Genomic DNA, 16,464 nt, shown 5'->3' with positions numbered 1-16,464 from the left:
ACGCTAGAGCTAGCATAGGCCCGCGCGATTCTGAAAGCCGCAATGGCAAGAGCCCTGGGTTAAAACCCACCCGACGATCCCGTTAATGGCGCGTTGCCGCTTGATACCACGCGACGATCTGCGCGCGTTCATCCGCACGCATGTAGCTGAGATTGGCTGGCGGCATCGCGTGGGTTACGCCCGCTTGCAAATATATCTGCTTGGCGGCTTTGGCGATCTGGTGTTCGGTTTCCAGCCGCACCCCTTTGGGGGCCCAAAGCAGACCGTCCCATGCGGGTTCAGCCGCGTGGCACATGCTGCACCGTCCCAAAACGATATCATGGACCTGATCAAACCCGTCAGCCTGGGTAAAGCGCAAGGACGGGCCTGTCGCCTCCTCCGGTTCAGCTACGCGGAACATCGGCGCAGTGGACAACCAGATGATCGTGATGAACAAAAGCGCCGTGGCCAGCCATGTCCAGGTCGGGTTGCCAGCGCGCGAATGTAGACTGTTAAAGTAATGGCGGATCGTCACGCCCATCAAAAACACCAGCGCCGCGATCAGCCAGTTCATCTCGGATGCGAAGGCCAGCGGGTAGTGGTTGGACAGCATCAGGAAAATCACCGGCAAGGTGAGATAGTTGTTATGCGTGCTGCGTTGCTTGGCGATCTTGCCGTATTTCGCATCCGGCGTGCGCCCCGCCTTGAGGTCCGCCACGACAATGCGCTGGTTCGGCATGATGATGAAAAACACATTGGCCGACATGATCGTCGCGGTAAACGCGCCCAGATGCAGCAGGGCCGCGCGGCCCGAAAAGACCGACGTGTAGAAATACGCCATCCCGACAAGGATCACATAGAGGCCGATCATCAGGCGCGTGTTGTCATCGCCGAATTTGCTTTTGCAGATCTGGTCGTAAACAATCCAGCCAAAGGCCAGCGACAGCATAGAAATGCCGACTGCTTGCCATGTCGCCAGATCGGCAACCGCAGGGTCCACAAGATAGAACTCGGCCCCAAGGTAATAGACGAGGATCAGCAGCGCGAAACCGGACAGCCATGTCGAATAGCTTTCCCATTTGAACCAGATCAGGTCGTCGGGCATTTGCGCCGGGGCCACGAGGTATTTTTGCACGTGGTAGAACCCGCCGCCGTGGACCTGCCATTCTTCACCATCGGCACCGGATTTCAAGTTTCGGTCACGGTGCAGGCCCAAATCAAGCGCGATGAAATAGAACGAAGACCCGATCCACGCGATGGCTGTGATCACATGCACCCAGCGGATGGCGAATTCGATCCACGCACCCATGGCGACCATATCATACATGTTGAAATCCTTGCTTTGGCGGTTGGAATGGGGCCGCCGGGGGCCCGCGCTGAGGGGTGCGCGGGATGCCTCCGGCGGGGATATTTGTAAGCCAGAGAAGCCGGGGGCCTTTCTGGCAGGAGATTATTCATGCGGCAGGCTGCCTTTGGAGCTGCCCGTCGCGTAGTGGATGCCGACCTTGATCGGTGCCAGACCGATCATCGTGACCAGTGGCGGCAGGGCAAAGCGGCAAGGCCGTCGACGCCCTTGCCTGCCACCAGCGGGATCATGATCGAGTTAGACGCGAAGGATGTGCCCTGTACGATGGGCAGGCCCGCGCCAACGGGGCCGAGCGTCAGCGTCTGCAACAAGGTCGCAACGCCCGCAAACAGCATCGACATCTGGATCAGATACAGCAGGTCGGAGAAATCAGGTGAGTTGAAACCAAAGCCGAAACCGGCAGCCCCTGCAACGATGATCGCAGGCGTCACATTCGACACAAACATCCCCAGAACCTGCTGGATAGCCAGCGGAATGGCGCGGCCAAGTGACGGGGCGTAATTTGGATCGCGCAGCTGTTCCGGCGTCCCTATAGCGTTACGTGTCATGTCTCTGTCCCTTGTTGGAAGTTGGCCGCTTTTTGGCGCGGTCCATATTTTTTCCTTAGGTCGTGATGACATAAGGCGGGTCGATCATGAATTCGTCAAGGTTTGCCGAAGCGCCGATCCGGTCGACCACCGCGAAAAGACCGGGCTCTGCCAGCGGGGTCAGGACACCGTGCCAAACACCGCGGTGCAAGTTGATGCCCTGATATGGCGCAGTCAGAAAGGCCCGGGGGGTGCCCGGACGGCCGCCATCATCGGGGGCGACAATGACCAGAAACGGGGCACCGGTCATGGGAATAAATGCTTGCGACCCTTCGGGGTGCCGCTCGATCAGGTTGAGCGTATAGGGCAGGCTGCGGGCCTGCGCGTTGAATATGCTGATCCCCGCGCGCCCGTCAGGCCCGAAATCAAGGGCTGCCAAATCGTGATGCCGCCCGCACAGCCCGGCGTTGATCATCTTGTCGGGGCTGCCGGACGCATCCAGAACATCGCCAAACGGGGCAAAGGCGTCCGCCGTCAGTGGTTCAGCCTTGATATCGCGGGTCATAGGGCAAGTGGCATGTGGCGGTTTACATCTTTGTAGAGCAGATAGCGGAACGGTTCGGTTCCCGTTGCCACACAGGCCTGCGGGCAAAAGGCACGCAACCACATGAAATCACCCGGCACCACCGGCACCCAGTCGCGGTTCAGCAGATAATCAGCGGTCCCTTGCAGCACGTATAACCCGTGTTCCATCACATGGGTTTCCGCAAATGGGATCACCCCGCCCGGCTGAAACGTCACGATGTTCACATGCATATCGTGGCGCAAATCCAGCGGGTCCATAAAGCGCTGCGTCGCCCATGCGCCGTCGGTATCCGGCATGGCGGTTTTCGGCACGTCGTCTTCGTGGGTGACCATGGCAGGCGGCGCTTGCAGACCTGCGGCGGGGACATAGCGCTTGCGTATCCAGTGAATGCCGCAAGGTACATCGGATGCGTTCCACAAGGTCCAGACAGCGGCAGGCGGCAGATAAACATAGGAACCGGGGACCAGATCATAGGCATCATGCCCGATGGTCAGGCGCGCCGTGCCGTGAGCGACAAACAGCACCGCTTGCGCCTCCGTATCCGGTTCGGGCGTGTCACTGCCGCCACCAGCCCCCAGCTCAAGCGCGTATTGCGCGAATGTCTCGGCAAATCCGCTGAGCGGGCGCGCCAGAACCCAGACACGGGTGTTCGACCAGCCGGGCAGAAAGCTGGTCACGATATCGCGCTGCACCGATGCGGGGATCACGGCATAGGCGTCTGTGAACACCGCTGTGCTGTCAGGGGATTGCGACTGGTCCGGCAACCCGCCGGGGGGAAAGGCATATGTCATAGCATGGTTTCCAATCGCAGACGTGCGATGCGTTCGACCTGCATGCAGGCGGTTTGAAATTCGGTTTGGCTATCATTCGATATCCGCGCTTCAAAGTGGCGCAGGATACCGTCCTTGTCGTGATCCTTGACCGCGATGATGAACGGAAAGCCGTGTTTGGCCATGTAAACCGCGTTCAGCTCGGTGAACTTGGCGCGTTCCGCATCCGTCAGCGCGTCCAGCCCGGCGCTGCCCTGTTCCGCCGTGCTTTCGGCCGTAAGCCGTTTGGCCGCCGCCAGCTTGCCTGCCAGATCAGGGTGTGCGGTCAGCACGCCCAATCGTTCACCGTGACTGGCCGATCTGAACATGCGCGCCAATGCGTTGTGAATGCCGGCAACGCAATTATGGGCGGGGCCGAGTTCAAGATCAAAGGCACGTTCCGCGATCCATGCCGAATGCTCAAACACGCCGCCGAATTTCTCGATAAAACTGGCGCGGGACATCTGGTCGATGCGCAGGGGATGCTTGGGCGGATGGGTCGCGCGCCAATGCTCAGCGATGTCGATGCGGCGCGGGGTCCAGACGCCCTCGAACCCTTTGATATAGTCGATGAACCGTTTCAGCGCCTGAACGCGGCCCGGGCGCCCCACGAGACGGCAATGCAAGCCGACCGACATCATCTTGGCCGCGCCAACGCAGCCTTCGGCATATAGCGCGTCAAATGTATCGCGCAGATAGGCATAAAACTGGTCGCCGGAATTGAAGCCCTGAGGCGTTGCAAACCGCATATCGTTGCAATCCAGCGTATAGGGAATAATCAGCTGATCCCCGTCCGACACCCGCATCCAATAGGGCAGATCGTCATCATAAGTGTCTGAGATATAGTCGAATACGCCTGTCTCGGCGGCCAGGGCGACGGTATTGATCGAACTGCGCCCGGTGTACCACCCCCGAGGGGCCGCACCCACAACTTCGGTGTGCAGACGGATCGCTTCGACGATGTCCGCGCTTTCGGTTTCGGCGTTGTGGTCCTTGTAGTCGATCCACTTGAGGCCGTGACTGGCAATTTCCCAATCGGCTTCTTTCATCGCCTCGACCTGCTGCGGCGACCGCGCCAAGGCGCTGGCGACACCGTAGACCGTTACCGGGATATTCGCGCCAGTAAACAAGCGGTGCAACCGCCAGAACCCCGCCCGCGCGCCATAGTCATAGATGGATTCCATGTTCCAGTGCCGCTGACCCGGCCAAGGGGCAGCACCAACGATCTCGGACAGGAATGCCTCTGAGGCGGCATCGCCGTGCAGGATGTTATTCTCGCCGCCTTCTTCGTAATTCACGACGAACTGAACCGCGATACGTGCGCCGCCCGGCCATTGCGCGTCAGGGGGCGTGGGGCCATAGCCCTGAAAGTCACGGGGGTAGCGGTTCATGGTCATGTCCTTTGATCAACGCCTGCAACAGTGCCTCGCCCAGCATATCAATTGCAACAATCCATCCCGCGAAAGTACAACAGGCCAACCTGTTTCTAAGGTCAGCCCGTTGCCAGATCCGCGCATCGTGGCCCTGCTCGCTTGTTATCCGGGAATTTTCGGGCGCTGGCCGATCTGAAACTTTTAAACCTGTCGGGGGAAAGTCGCGTAAAATTCAGACAGGGGCCGCTGCGCATACGCATGGTATGTTCAGTCCTGCCGGCCCCTGTCCTAAAGTCACCATTATTCATATGGTGTGCTCGAATTCTAAAAAATCTATCCCCGGCGTACATATGTCAGAGCTATGCGCATCGCTGGCAGGCGACACTTCTGATCACATGTGTCATCCATATAGGCCGAGGATGATTCGCGGGTCAAAGCAAAAACGAATCGGTTTACAATTTTTCCTGATTCGCGCGCGAACGACGGGCATTGACGCGGCACTTGCCGCCCGTATCCTGCACACCGAACGTCCAATGAAAGGCCGACATCATGGCTCATGGCTATCTCACCACTCATGTTCTGGACACAGCCCGCGGCCAGCCCGCCGGAGGGCTTGCAATCACCTTGTACCGGATGAACGGCGACACCCGTGTAAAGCTTGTGCAGATGGTGACCAATGCCGACGGCCGCACCGACACGCCCATTCTGCCCAAAGATCAGTTCACCACAGGCACATACGAGCTGGTCTTTGACGCGGGCGGCTATCTCGACGCCATCGGCACCCCGCCCGAAGCCCCCCGCTTTCTGGATCAAATCCCCCTGCGATTTGGCATTTCAGACCCCGATGCGCATTACCATGTCCCGCTTTTGCTGTCGCCCTTTGGCTATTCGACCTATCGCGGCAGCTGACACCGGCGTGACGTGGGGACGCTGTAGTTGCCAAAGAACCAACGCCCATGTCACTTTGCACATCTGATCAAACAGGAAACCGCCCATGTCCACACATGTGACAACCCAGACAGACATCGCGCAAAGCCAATTGCCCCAAGTGACAGAGCCTCGCAATCCGGGGATGCCGCTGGATATGGATTGGGTCAGATCGGTTCAGGTCAACACATCGGCAGTCGAGCGCCGTGCCGCAAGTTTGCCCGCCCGCCGGTCGGTCAAGAAAGATCACCAAGCCGCCTGGCTGCTGCGCGCCATCACCTGCATCGATCTGACGACATTGTCCGGCGATGACACCGCGCGGCGGGTCCACAGATTATGCGCGAAGGCCCGGCAACCCGTGGCCCCGCATTTGATGAAAGCCCTCGGGATGGAACCCGTCACGGTGGGCGCTGTCTGCGTCTATCACGAAATGATCGCACCGGCGAAAGCCGCCCTTGCAGGGACCAACATCCCGATCGCCGCCGTTTCAACGGGGTTTCCCGCCGGCCTGACCCCGCTTGAACTGCGCATAAAGGAAATCGAGATGAGCGTGGCCGCAGGGGCCGAAGAAATCGACATCGTCATCTCGCGCCGGCATGTTCTGTCAGGCGACTGGCAGGCGCTCTACGACGAAATGCGCGCCTTTCGGGCGGCTTGCGGCGACGCACATGTAAAGGCGATCCTGGCGACCGGTGAATTGGGCAGCCTGCGCAATGTCGCGCGTGCTTCCCTCATTTGCATGATGGCGGGCGCAGATTTCATCAAGACCTCAACCGGCAAGGAAACCGTGAATGCCACCTTGCCCGTCACCTTGGTGATGATCCGCGCCATCCGCGACTATTTCGACCGGACCGGAATCCGCATCGGCTATAAACCTGCGGGCGGGATTTCAAAGGCAAAAGACGCACTTACCTATCTGGCCATGATCAAGGAAGAACTGGGGGACCGCTGGCTGCGGCCCGACCTTTTCCGCTTTGGCGCGTCATCCCTGCTGGGGGATATCGAACGCCAGCTCGAGCATCACGTGACCGGCAGTTATTCCGCAAGCTATCGCCACGCCATCAGCTAAACCGGATGCAGCAGGCGTTGGATTTGAGTATTTATAAAAGGGTGAAGCCATGAGTGTTTCCGAAGTTTACGAGACCATGGACTATGGGGTGGCACCGGAATCTGCTGCGGATGCCTTGGCATGGTTGGTGGATCAGGGCAGCCGGTTTGGTCATTTCATTGACGGTGCATTTACCGAGCCGAGGGACGACTTTGAAAGCCGCGACCCTGCCAATGGCACTGTGCTGGCCAACCTGACGCAGGCTACACAAGCCGAAGTCGACATCGCCGTCAGCGCCGCCCGCAAAGCGCAGCCCAAGTGGGCCAAGCTGACAGGGCATGAACGCGCGCGGTATCTCTATGCGATTGCGCGGCTGCTGCAAAAGCACAGCCGTTTGTTCGCCGTGCTTGAAACCCTGGACAATGGCAAGCCGATCCGCGAGGCGCGCGATGTCGATATCCCCTTGGCGCAGCGGCATTTCTATTACCATGCGGGTATGGCGCAACTGATGGAAGGCGAGCTGCCTGATGCGCAGGCACTAGGTGTGTGCGGGCAGATCATTCCGTGGAATTTCCCCCTGCTGATGCTGGCCTGGAAGGTGGCTCCTGCCCTTGCCATGGGCAACACCGTGGTGCTGAAACCCGCCGAATACACATCACTGACCGCATTGATGTTTGCCGATATCTGCCAACAAGCGGGACTGCCCAAAGGGGTGGTGAACATCGTGACCGGCGATGGTGCTGTCGGCCAGATGATCGTGAATGCCGATGTGGACAAGATCGCCTTTACCGGTTCCACAGCAGTGGGTCGCCGCATCCGCGAGGAAACCGCAGGCAGCGGCAAGGCACTAACGCTCGAACTGGGGGGGAAATCCCCCTATATCGTGTTCGACGACGCCGATCTGGATTCAGCGGTCGAAGGGCTGGTGGATGCCATCTGGTTCAATCAGGGACAAGTCTGCTGTGCAGGATCGCGGCTGTTGGTACATGAACCCGTTGCCGATCGGTTCTATGCCAAACTGCGCGCCCGGATGGGCAAGCTGCGCGTTGGCAACCCTTTGGACAAATCAATTGATGTTGGTGCATTGGTGGACCCTGTGCAGGTGCAACGGGTCACCGATATGGTCGCCTCAAACAGCGCTGGCGATATGTTCACCGCAGGCGATATCCCGGACAGCGGCTGCTTTTATCCGCCCACACTGATCACCGGCCTGCACCCTGCCGACACATTGATGCAGGAGGAAATCTTTGGCCCCGTTCTGGTGGCGACAACCTTCCGCACGCCGGACGAAGCGGTCGCGATTGCGAACAACACACGCTACGGCCTTGCGGCGACCATCTGGTCTGAAAACATCAACCTTGCCCTTGATATCGCCCCCAAACTGGTGGCCGGCGTTGTCTGGATCAACGGGACCAACATGCTGGATGCTGCGGCCGGTTTCGGCGGCCTGCGCGAAAGCGGTTTCGGCCGTGAAGGGGGCTGGGAAGGTCTTGCCGCCTATACCAAACCGAAAGGCGATCCCAAGCCGCTCAAGACACCCGCGCCGATGACAGGGAAAAACAGCCCGGCAGACGGTATCGACCGCACCGCAAAGCTCTACATAGGAGGCAAACAGGCACGTCCCGACGGCGGGCAATCCGCCCCGATCTTTGGCAAGTCAGGCAGCCTTTTGGGCCATATCTCGCTGGCAGGCCGCAAAGATGTGCGCAACGCCGTCGAAGCCGCCCATGCGGCCAAAGGCTGGAGCAAGACAACTGGTCATCTTCGTGCGCAAATCCTCTATTATATTGCCGAAAATCTGGCGGCACGCGGTACCGAATTCGCAGGCAGACTGGATGCCATGCAAGGCGGCAAGTCCGGCGCAAAGGAAGTCGCAACCTCGATCGACCGCCTGTTCACCTATGCAGCCTGGGCCGACAAATACGACGGTCAGGTCCATGGCGTTCCCATACGCGGTGCAGCGTTTGCAATGAAAGAACCGGTTGGCGTCATTGGCGCAATCTGCCCGGACGATGCCCCCTTGCTCGGCCTGATCTCATGCATGGCCCCCGCCATCGCCATGGGCAATCGCGTCATTCTGGCCGCAAGCACACCCTTCCCGCTGTCCGCGACCGACTTTGTCCAAGTGCTGGAAACATCCGATGTCCCGGCAGGCGTGGTCAACATCCTGACCGGACCACATCCCGACCTTGCCGAAACGCTGGCCCGTCATATGGATGTCGATGCGGTCTGGAGCTTTGGTGCAGGCCCGCTAAGCCCGCTCATCGAAAAGGGGTCAGCCCAAAACCTCAAACGCACTTGGGTCAACAACGGCAACGCACGGGATTGGCACGGCAAAGACGGCCAGGGGCATGCGTTCCTTCAAGCTTCAACCGAAGTCAAAAACATCTGGATTCCTTACGGAGAATAGACCCTAATCTCTTCTCTGGCTCAAAAATATCCTCGCCGAAGGCACGCCGGACCCGCAGGGTCCGGCAAAACATCATGGGGCGCGCACGCGCCTCACTTCGATCACGGCCTAGTTGCCCGCGGTCGTTTCAAGGCCCTCAGGCTGGCCGACAACCACAAATGCCAACCCCTCCGGATCAAGCAACTCACCGGCAACCCGTTGCACATCTTCCAATGTGACCGCTTCGACCTTGTCGTTGCGCGTCGGGATATAGTCGATGGGAAGGTCCAGCATCTGCATCCCCACCAAAATGCTCGCGATGCGTTGGTTGCCGTCAAAGCGCAGCGGGTAGGAACCGGTGATATAGGTCTTGGCATCGTCCAGCTCTTGCTGGGTCACGCCCTTCTCTGCCATTTTGACCCATTCATCGCGGATCACGCTGATCGCTTCGCCGATACGGTCATTCGCCGAACTGACCGACCCCTGAAAGGTCTCGGCCAGATCCATCGGGACCAGATAGGAATAAACGCCATAGGTGAGCCCGCGCTTTTCGCGGACTTCATCCATCAGGCGGCTTTCAAATGATCCGCCGCCCAGAACCTGGTTCATCACTGTTGCCGCGAACCAGTCGTCGTCTTTCTGTTTAATCCCTTTTTGCGCAAAGATGGCCACGGATTGCGGTGTCGGGAAATCAACAACAGTCACACCGGATGGAATCCGGACTTCGGCCACCGCTGGCATTGCCGCGCCCTTTTCCGGCAATCCACCCAGCAAATCATCCAGCAAAAGCCCCAAGGCATCGGGTGTGATATCCCCAACGGCACCGATAAACACACGATCACGGGCCAGAACATCCGCATGGGCTGCAACCAGATCATCGCGGGTCAGCGCAGTCACGGTCTCGACCGAGCCGCTTAAGGATGACCCATAGGGGTGATCGCCATACAGCAAACCATCCATCGTCTTGCGCGCGATATCATCAGGGTCTTTTTCACTGGACCGAATGCCCGACAAAACCTGACCCCGGACACGGTCGATCGCCTCTGCGTCAAAGCGGGGGTTTTGTAGCGCTTCTTTCAACAATGCCACCGACGCATCCTGATTTTCGGTCAGAAACTGCGCCGACACAGCCAAGGCATCGTCGTCAACAGAGAACCGGAAACTGGATGCCAGCCCTTCCGCTGCACGTGCAAAGGCGCGCGCGTCCATTGCGCCGGCACCTTCTTCCAACAGCGCGGTCATCAGATTGATCGCACCGCGTTTATCCGGCCCTTCAAGGGACGCCCCGCCCCGAAACCGCACATCAAGTGCCACAAACGGAATGGAGGGTTCTTCGACCAGCCACGCCTTCAACCCGCCGGGCGAGGTGACTTCCTGAATGTTCACTTCGGCGCGCGCCGGAAGGGCGGCCATGACGGTCAGGACAAGCGCGTAAATCAGTCTCATTGGGTCACCTCTTCACGCATTAGCCAGCCTGTAACGGATGCCTCGCGGTTAAATACATCTTGGGCGGCTTGCATGATGTCATCAGGGGTCACCGCCTCCAGAACGTCCGGCCAGTCTTGCACGTCTTGAACGGACAGCCCGATGGCCAGCGCGCTGCCATAGCGGTTCGCAACACTGTCGGCGCTGTCACGCGAATAGATCTGTTCGGCGCGGACCTGCGCTTTGATCCGCTCCAGATGTCCGGCATCAACGCCGTCTTTCATAAAGCTGGCAATCGCGGCATCCATCGCGTCTTCGGCATCTTGCAACGTCACATCCGGGCGCGGCACGACAACCAGATTGAAGGTCGTATCGTCCAAAGTCTGCCCGTTGTAGAAAGCGCCGGAATAGGTTGCGACAGGCGCATCAAATTGCAGCTTTTCCGCCAGATAGGATGTTGTGCCACCGCCCAGAATTTCTGCCAGAATGGTCAAAGCCGCTGCGGTCTTTTGATCGCCCGGATCACGTTCCTGCGCCAGATAGGACCGGCTGACATATTCCTGCGCCACCCGCGGATCGCGAAACGTCATGCGTCGCTCTGCGGTTTGGGGTGGCTCTTGGGTACGCAACCGCGCAGGCAAATCGGGGTTGGCTGGGATCACACCGTAATATTGCTCGGCCAGGCGACGGACCTCGTCAGGTATGACATCGCCGGACACCACCAGGATCGCGTTATTGGGCGAATAGTACAGGCCATAGAAATCAAGCGCGTCTTGCAGATCAAGTTCGCGCATTTCATGCATCCAGCCAATCACGGGTGTGCCATAGCGGTGGTTGAGATACTGTGCCGCGCTCATTTGTTCGCGAAACAGCGAAGCAGGGTCATTTTCCGTGCGTTGATTGCGTTCCTCGATGATCACGTCACGTTCTGTCGCGATGTTTTCGGGGGTCAGGCGGATGTTTTTCATCCGGTCTGATTCCATCCGCATCATCAGTTCCAGCCGGTCTGCTGCGACCCGTTGGTAATACGCCGTGTAATCATAGCTGGTGAAGGCATTGTCCCGCCCCCCGTTTTTGGCAACCGTGGCTGAAAACTCACCCGATTCCATCTTGTCTGTCGCTTTGAACAGCAGATGCTCAAGGAAATGCGCAACACCGGATGACCCTTTAGGTTCATCCGCCGACCCTGCCCGATACCAGACCATTTGCTGAACGGATGGCGCACGGTGATCTTCGACGACCACGACCTCCATCCCGTTGTCCAAGGTGAAATGGGTGACAGCCTCGTTTTCGGCGGCGCTGGCAGATGCCACGGGCAGCAAAAGCGAAACAAAGGCGGCAAAGGCCGGTAATCTGAACATGGTTGGTCCTTTAAGCAGGGTCCGATGACACCTTACTTACGCCACCCCGCGGGGCGATCAAGGGACCTAACAGATTTGTAATCGTGGCGAGCCGGTTGGTCGGCGCGATACCGCAAGAAATCGATTAGTTTGACGGAGGGGCAGACGGCGTCCGCGCACCTGCACGACGCCAACGCGCCGCTTCGGCAGCCGCATCAAGGGACTGGCGTTTATAGGCCTGATTGTAGCGGTCCGTCGGGACGATCCTGAACTGGGTAAACCGCGCCTTGCGCTTGCGGAAAGCCGCATCGGTTTCAGCCAGTTCCTGCCGGATCGCAGGAGCCACACCAAAACGGCTTGCCTGTTGAACAAGCGCACCATCGCTGGCCGGAATGCCGCCACCGGTTGCTTCGGGGCGGCCACCGAAGGCCTGGATACCTTCGGCAATGGCGTTGCGGTCGGTCAGATTTGCCTGCCCCGGCGTTGGCACCGGCAAGCTCGTGTAATCTGCCGGTTCGGTCAGGGGCTTTACCGGCTGGATCATGAATTCATCAGGACCTTTGGCCGTTCCACGAATGTCACGCAGGCCATCGTTGGCGCAGCCAGCAAGTGCAAGCGAAATCAAAACAAGAGCGGCGACAAAGCGCATGACGGGTCTCCTACAGGCCTGTACATACCTAACGCAGGCAGGCGGTAAATGTCACTGACCTTTTTTCCCCGGCTTGTTCACCGGTTTTTTGGGGTCGGAAGTAAAGAATATCAAACCAATTGCCCCCGCAAAAATGAACACATCCGCGATGTTAAAGACAAAGGGATTGTTGATCCCACAGCAAGACATGTTCAGGAAATCAAGGACATATCCATACAGCAGTCGGTCCACGACATTTGCAAGCGCACCCCCGATCAGCAAACCGGCACTCACTTTGGCCCAATAGCCCATAGCATGCCGATAGGCCCAAACCAGAACCCCCACACAGATCGCGCAAGCCAATGCGATTAAAATCCACCGGCTTGCGTCCGCTCCGTCGCCGAAAAGGCCAAAATTGATCCCGCGATTTTCGCCGTAACGAAAATTGATCACCGGCGGAAGCACATCAATCGTGCGAATGCGGCTTAGCTCCATCGCGTGAATAACGATGTATTTGCTCAGCTGATCCAGAAAGAAGGCCACAAAACCGGCCCAGAAAATGATACGCATACCAAACCTTTTAAAACTACGCTGTCGAAGAACCTTAGTGACGGAAATGGCGCATCCCGGTAAAGACCATGGCAAGCCCGGCCTCGTCTGCTGCTGCAATCACTTCGTCATCGCGCATGGAACCCCCGGGCTGGATCAATGCTGTGGCACCCGCCTCTGCCGCTGTGATCAGACCGTCCGCAAAGGGAAAGAACGCATCCGACGCCACAACCGACCCTTGGGTCAGTGGTGCGGGCAGGCCCATGACTTCGGCCATGTCCTGCGCCTTGCGAGCGGCGATGCGCGTGCTGTCAACGCGGCTCATCTGGCCGGCACCGACGCCCACGGTTGCACCGTCTTTGACATAGATGATCGCGTTGGATTTGACGTGTTTGGCAACGGTCCATGCAAACATCATGTCCGCAAGTTCCTGATCCGAAGGCTGGCGCTTGGTCACGACCTTGAGGTCAGCCATGGTGATCCGGCCAATATCCTTGTCCTGCACAAGATAGCCGCCCGAAACCTGACGGAACGCCAATGCGGCCAACGTTGGATCGGCCAGACCGCTGGTGGTCAGCAGGCGCAGGTTCTTTTTCTTGGCAAAGATCGCTTTTGCGTCGTCGGTTGCACCGGGGGCAATCACAACTTCGGTAAAGATTTCGCTGATCGCTTCGGCGGTTTCGCCGTCCAATGTCTGGTTCAACGCGATGATACCGCCAAAGGCGGATGTCCGGTCACAGTCGAACGCACGCGAATAGGCATCAACCATCGACGTGCCACGCGCCACGCCGCAGGGGTTCGCGTGTTTGATGATCGCACAGGCAGGCCCTTGAGCGGGGTCAAATTCGCTGACCAGTTCATAGGCTGCATCGGTGTCGTTGATGTTGTTATAAGACAGTTCCTTGCCCTGATGCTGGGTTGCTGTGGCAACGCCGGGGCGGTTTGACCCGTCTGTGTAAAAGGCTGCCGATTGGTGCGGGTTTTCGCCATAACGCAGGGTCTGGGCCAAGGTGCCGCCAACAGTGCGACGCCGCGGTGTGCCGCCGACCTGTGCTGCCATCCATGTGCTCACGGCGGTGTCATAGGCCGCGGTGCGGGCATAGGACGTCTGTGCCAACCGCTGACGCAGGGCATAGGACGTCTGGCCGTTGTGATCGCCCAGTTCCTTGATCACCACGGCGTAATCTTCGACATCGACGATCACGTTCACAAAACCGTGGTTTTTCGCGGCAGAGCGGATCATCGCAGGGCCACCGATGTCGATGTTTTCGATCACTTCATCGTATTCGGCACCTTTGGCGACTGTTTCTTCGAACGGGTACAGATTGACGACCACCAGATCGATTGCGCCGATCCCGTGTTTGTCCATCGCGGCGACATGTTCGTCATTGTCGCGCAACGCCAGCAAACCGCCATGTACCACCGGGTGCAACGTCTTGACCCGACCGTCCATCATTTCGGGAAATCCGGTGACCTCGGACACGTCCTTTACGGCCAGACCGGCATCGCGCAAGGCTTTGGCGGTGCCACCGGTGCTCAGCAATTCGACCCCGTGGGATGCCAACGCCTGACCAAGCTCGACCAAACCGGTCTTGTCAGAAACAGAAAGTAGCGCGCGGGAGACGGGGTAAAGATCGGGCATAGTAAGGTTCCTTGGGTCAGTCTTGGTCATCATATGGATCGTCTTGAGACAGATCCCGCACGCCAATCGCAGTTTCCTGCGCTTTGGACAAGGACCACCTGACCCGCGTGGCATGTGTTGTGGCGCGTCCGGCCAGCAGAATCTGCAAGGATGCGCGCGGTCTCAGGCGGTTGCGCTCAAGGTAAACGCTTGGTTCCAAAGACAGTTTATGGATGCCATCATGACGGAAGACCCAGATCTCTCCGCTTTTTTGGGCCATCGAAATTGCCGCCCCGCCCAGATCCAGCGTCGCATCGACGTCAGGATGCAGATGAAAACGAATCTCGAACGGGATACCCCTGAGCTTGACCGCGTCCATTTCACGGTCGAACTGGCGCTTTTCGGACTCTTCCAGCGCCAGCAGCATATCCTCGCCTGCAACGGCGCGCCCGTCATGGGTTAATTCAATCGTGCGGGCATGGGTCAGCCCGAACCCCGCAACATAGCCGTTGTGACCGCCCTGAAACTTGGTGCCATCGCTCATTGCGCCGATTTCGACGGGGACGAATGTCGGGCCATCAATCAACGCTTCCTGTCCGGTGTGGCGATCAGGATCGGCCAGCCTCGCGCTGGAATATCCCCCCAGCGACAAAGTCGAATGGGACGGTGTCGCGCGCCCTGCCCTGCGCCATTCAGCCCCGAAAGACGCGCCAGACCCGCAGTTGACCACCAATGGCCGGCGGCCCGATGTCAATTCAAACGCAAGCGTGGAGGCATGGGCATTTACCGAATTCGCCCCAACCGGAGGCGCGCTTGCATCAATGATCACACTGGTGCGACCGGCAGAGAGACGTGCGTACCCCATCGACAGCCCGTCGGGTTGCCGCGTCTTGACCTTGGCGGTCGACAGCGCGTGATCCAGCCAGCCTTCGGCCCCGCGCCCGCCACCGTGGAACCGCGCCAAACCGCCGTCCGAGTGGCGCAAGGTGCGCAACGTCGGGGCAATCCGTTCGATGGCGGCCATATGCGCCTTGGGGGTGCCCCGCCCTGCATCGCTCAGCGCAGCCGCCGCCCATGTCAGCAAGGTAAAGACTTGCAGCAGTTCTTCGGGGTTTCGCGTGGGCAATCCGCCTTGCTCGTCGATCTGGGCATCGCATTCCCGCGCCAACGCCTTGATCGCGGGGTCTGCCAGAGCTTCCAGCCCCTCCAGCGAAAGGCCGGCATACACCAGCCCGGTCAACGCCTCGAAACGGGGCAGACCGGCGGCAGCGGCATGCCAACGGCGCGACAGGAAATGGGTCTGGCTTACCAAAGACCGGTAAAAAGCGTCGCTTTGTTCCTGCTCGGTGCCGCGCAAAACAAACAAGGCATGGTTGATCCAGCGGATCAAACGCCGCCCCGTCAAATCAGGCGTCCAGCCGATCCCGCGGCCCGTGCCGAACTGGTCAATCCAGCCCCAAAGCCATCGTTGCGCCGTTTCGCGGGCTTTCAGATCACCGACAGCCGCCAGATCATCCAACCACGCAAAACCGTGCAATTCTTGTGCGAATTCCTGATCGGGTGTCGCGACATCCCACAGGGTTTCAGCTTCGGGCGCTTCGATCAACGTACCTGAAAACAGCAGGTTCCCTGCAATCAACTGCCTGCCGCGCGCAAATGATCCGATCGTGCGCGGTTCCGGCGATGAAACAAACCCTTTGGCTTGCGCACGGGTCTTGGCGGCCGCGCGCGCGTGCCAACGGTTCAGGAAACGCGTCTTTCGCGCGTGAAAACTGGTACTGATCATGCTGCTGCCCTTGTACGCTCTGGTGGCGTTTGGGAAACTATACGCACAGAATGTCCCTAAGTCACCGCATTTTGACCGGTCGTTTTTGGCATTGATCGATTCCGTTTCACC

13 protein-coding genes and 1 pseudogene are annotated in these 16,464 nt (G+C 59.0%); 3 read left to right on the top strand and 11 right to left on the bottom strand.

Annotated features, from left to right (window positions below):
• Positions 1-82: 82 nt before the first annotated feature.
• From ACSQ13_RS18095 to puuE, 5 genes and pseudogenes are all read right to left on the bottom strand, one after another.
• Entirely contained in the window at positions 83-1,306 is a 1,224-nt protein-coding gene (locus ACSQ13_RS18095) for a urate hydroxylase PuuD (protein ID WP_295511111.1), read from the bottom strand.
• 153 nt (positions 1,307-1,459) lie between these two features.
• A pseudogene (locus ACSQ13_RS18090) lies at positions 1,460-1,893 on the bottom strand (solute carrier family 23 protein); the annotation flags it as partial.
• Between the two features lie 55 nt (positions 1,894-1,948).
• On the bottom strand, positions 1,949-2,437 hold the full coding sequence (locus ACSQ13_RS18085; protein WP_176249010.1) for an ureidoglycolate lyase: 489 nt from the start codon (positions 2,435-2,437) through the stop codon (positions 1,949-1,951).
• The gene (locus ACSQ13_RS18080; protein ID WP_176249009.1) at positions 2,434-3,249 is read right to left on the bottom strand and encodes a bifunctional allantoicase/(S)-ureidoglycine aminohydrolase; all 816 of its coding nucleotides are present in this window, start codon (positions 3,247-3,249) and stop codon (positions 2,434-2,436) included. Before ACSQ13_RS18080 ends, ACSQ13_RS18085 begins: the two co-directional genes overlap by 4 nt.
• Positions 3,246-4,658, bottom strand: coding sequence for an allantoinase PuuE (gene puuE / locus ACSQ13_RS18075; RefSeq protein ID WP_295511107.1), 1,413 nt, complete (start codon positions 4,656-4,658; stop codon positions 3,246-3,248). Before puuE ends, ACSQ13_RS18080 begins: the two co-directional genes overlap by 4 nt.
• Positions 4,659-5,189: 531 nt before the next feature.
• Between puuE and uraH the strand changes: the two genes are divergently transcribed.
• From uraH to ACSQ13_RS18060, 3 genes are all read left to right on the top strand, one after another.
• Complete coding sequence (gene uraH / locus ACSQ13_RS18070) at positions 5,190-5,549, top strand: hydroxyisourate hydrolase (protein ID WP_176249007.1); 360 nt, start codon at positions 5,190-5,192, stop codon at positions 5,547-5,549.
• Positions 5,550-5,634: 85 nt separating this feature from the next.
• Complete coding sequence (gene deoC / locus ACSQ13_RS18065; RefSeq protein WP_295511104.1) at positions 5,635-6,636, top strand: deoxyribose-phosphate aldolase; 1,002 nt, start codon at positions 5,635-5,637, stop codon at positions 6,634-6,636.
• A 49-nt stretch (positions 6,637-6,685) separates the two neighbouring features.
• Positions 6,686-9,025, top strand: coding sequence for an aldehyde dehydrogenase family protein (locus tag ACSQ13_RS18060; protein WP_295511100.1), 2,340 nt, complete (start codon positions 6,686-6,688; stop codon positions 9,023-9,025).
• 108 nt (positions 9,026-9,133) lie between these two features.
• Here ACSQ13_RS18060 and ACSQ13_RS18055 read toward each other — a convergent pair whose 3' ends face one another.
• The 6 genes from ACSQ13_RS18055 to ACSQ13_RS18030 form a co-directional block, all read right to left on the bottom strand.
• Positions 9,134-10,450 (bottom strand): M16 family metallopeptidase, encoded by a 1,317-nt coding sequence (locus ACSQ13_RS18055; protein ID WP_176249004.1) that lies wholly within the window; start codon positions 10,448-10,450, stop codon positions 9,134-9,136.
• On the bottom strand, positions 10,447-11,790 hold the full coding sequence (locus tag ACSQ13_RS18050; protein WP_295511097.1) for a M16 family metallopeptidase: 1,344 nt from the start codon (positions 11,788-11,790) through the stop codon (positions 10,447-10,449). The genes ACSQ13_RS18055 and ACSQ13_RS18050 overlap by 4 nt, the downstream gene beginning before the upstream one ends.
• Before the next feature lie 124 nt (positions 11,791-11,914).
• Positions 11,915-12,418 carry a DUF3035 domain-containing protein gene (locus ACSQ13_RS18045; protein ID WP_176249002.1) on the bottom strand — a complete coding sequence of 168 codons (504 nt, stop codon included), beginning with the start codon at positions 12,416-12,418 and terminating at the stop codon, positions 11,915-11,917.
• Positions 12,419-12,469: 51 nt separating this feature from the next.
• The gene (lspA, locus tag ACSQ13_RS18040; RefSeq protein ID WP_176249001.1) at positions 12,470-12,967 is read right to left on the bottom strand and encodes a signal peptidase II; all 498 of its coding nucleotides are present in this window, start codon (positions 12,965-12,967) and stop codon (positions 12,470-12,472) included.
• 34 nt (positions 12,968-13,001) lie between these two features.
• Complete coding sequence (gene purH, locus ACSQ13_RS18035) at positions 13,002-14,588, bottom strand: bifunctional phosphoribosylaminoimidazolecarboxamide formyltransferase/IMP cyclohydrolase (protein WP_295511093.1); 1,587 nt, start codon at positions 14,586-14,588, stop codon at positions 13,002-13,004.
• A gap of 16 nt (positions 14,589-14,604) precedes the next feature.
• The gene (locus ACSQ13_RS18030) at positions 14,605-16,353 is read right to left on the bottom strand and encodes a heparinase II/III family protein (protein WP_295511090.1); all 1,749 of its coding nucleotides are present in this window, start codon (positions 16,351-16,353) and stop codon (positions 14,605-14,607) included.
• Positions 16,354-16,464 lie beyond the last annotated feature (111 nt).

This window comes from Sulfitobacter sp. SH22 (assembly GCF_965641905.1).
Taxonomy (GTDB): Bacteria; Pseudomonadota; Alphaproteobacteria; order Rhodobacterales; family Rhodobacteraceae; genus Sulfitobacter.
The sequence above is the reverse complement of the archived record's forward strand: the minus strand, read 5'-3'. Positions and strand labels throughout refer to the sequence as shown.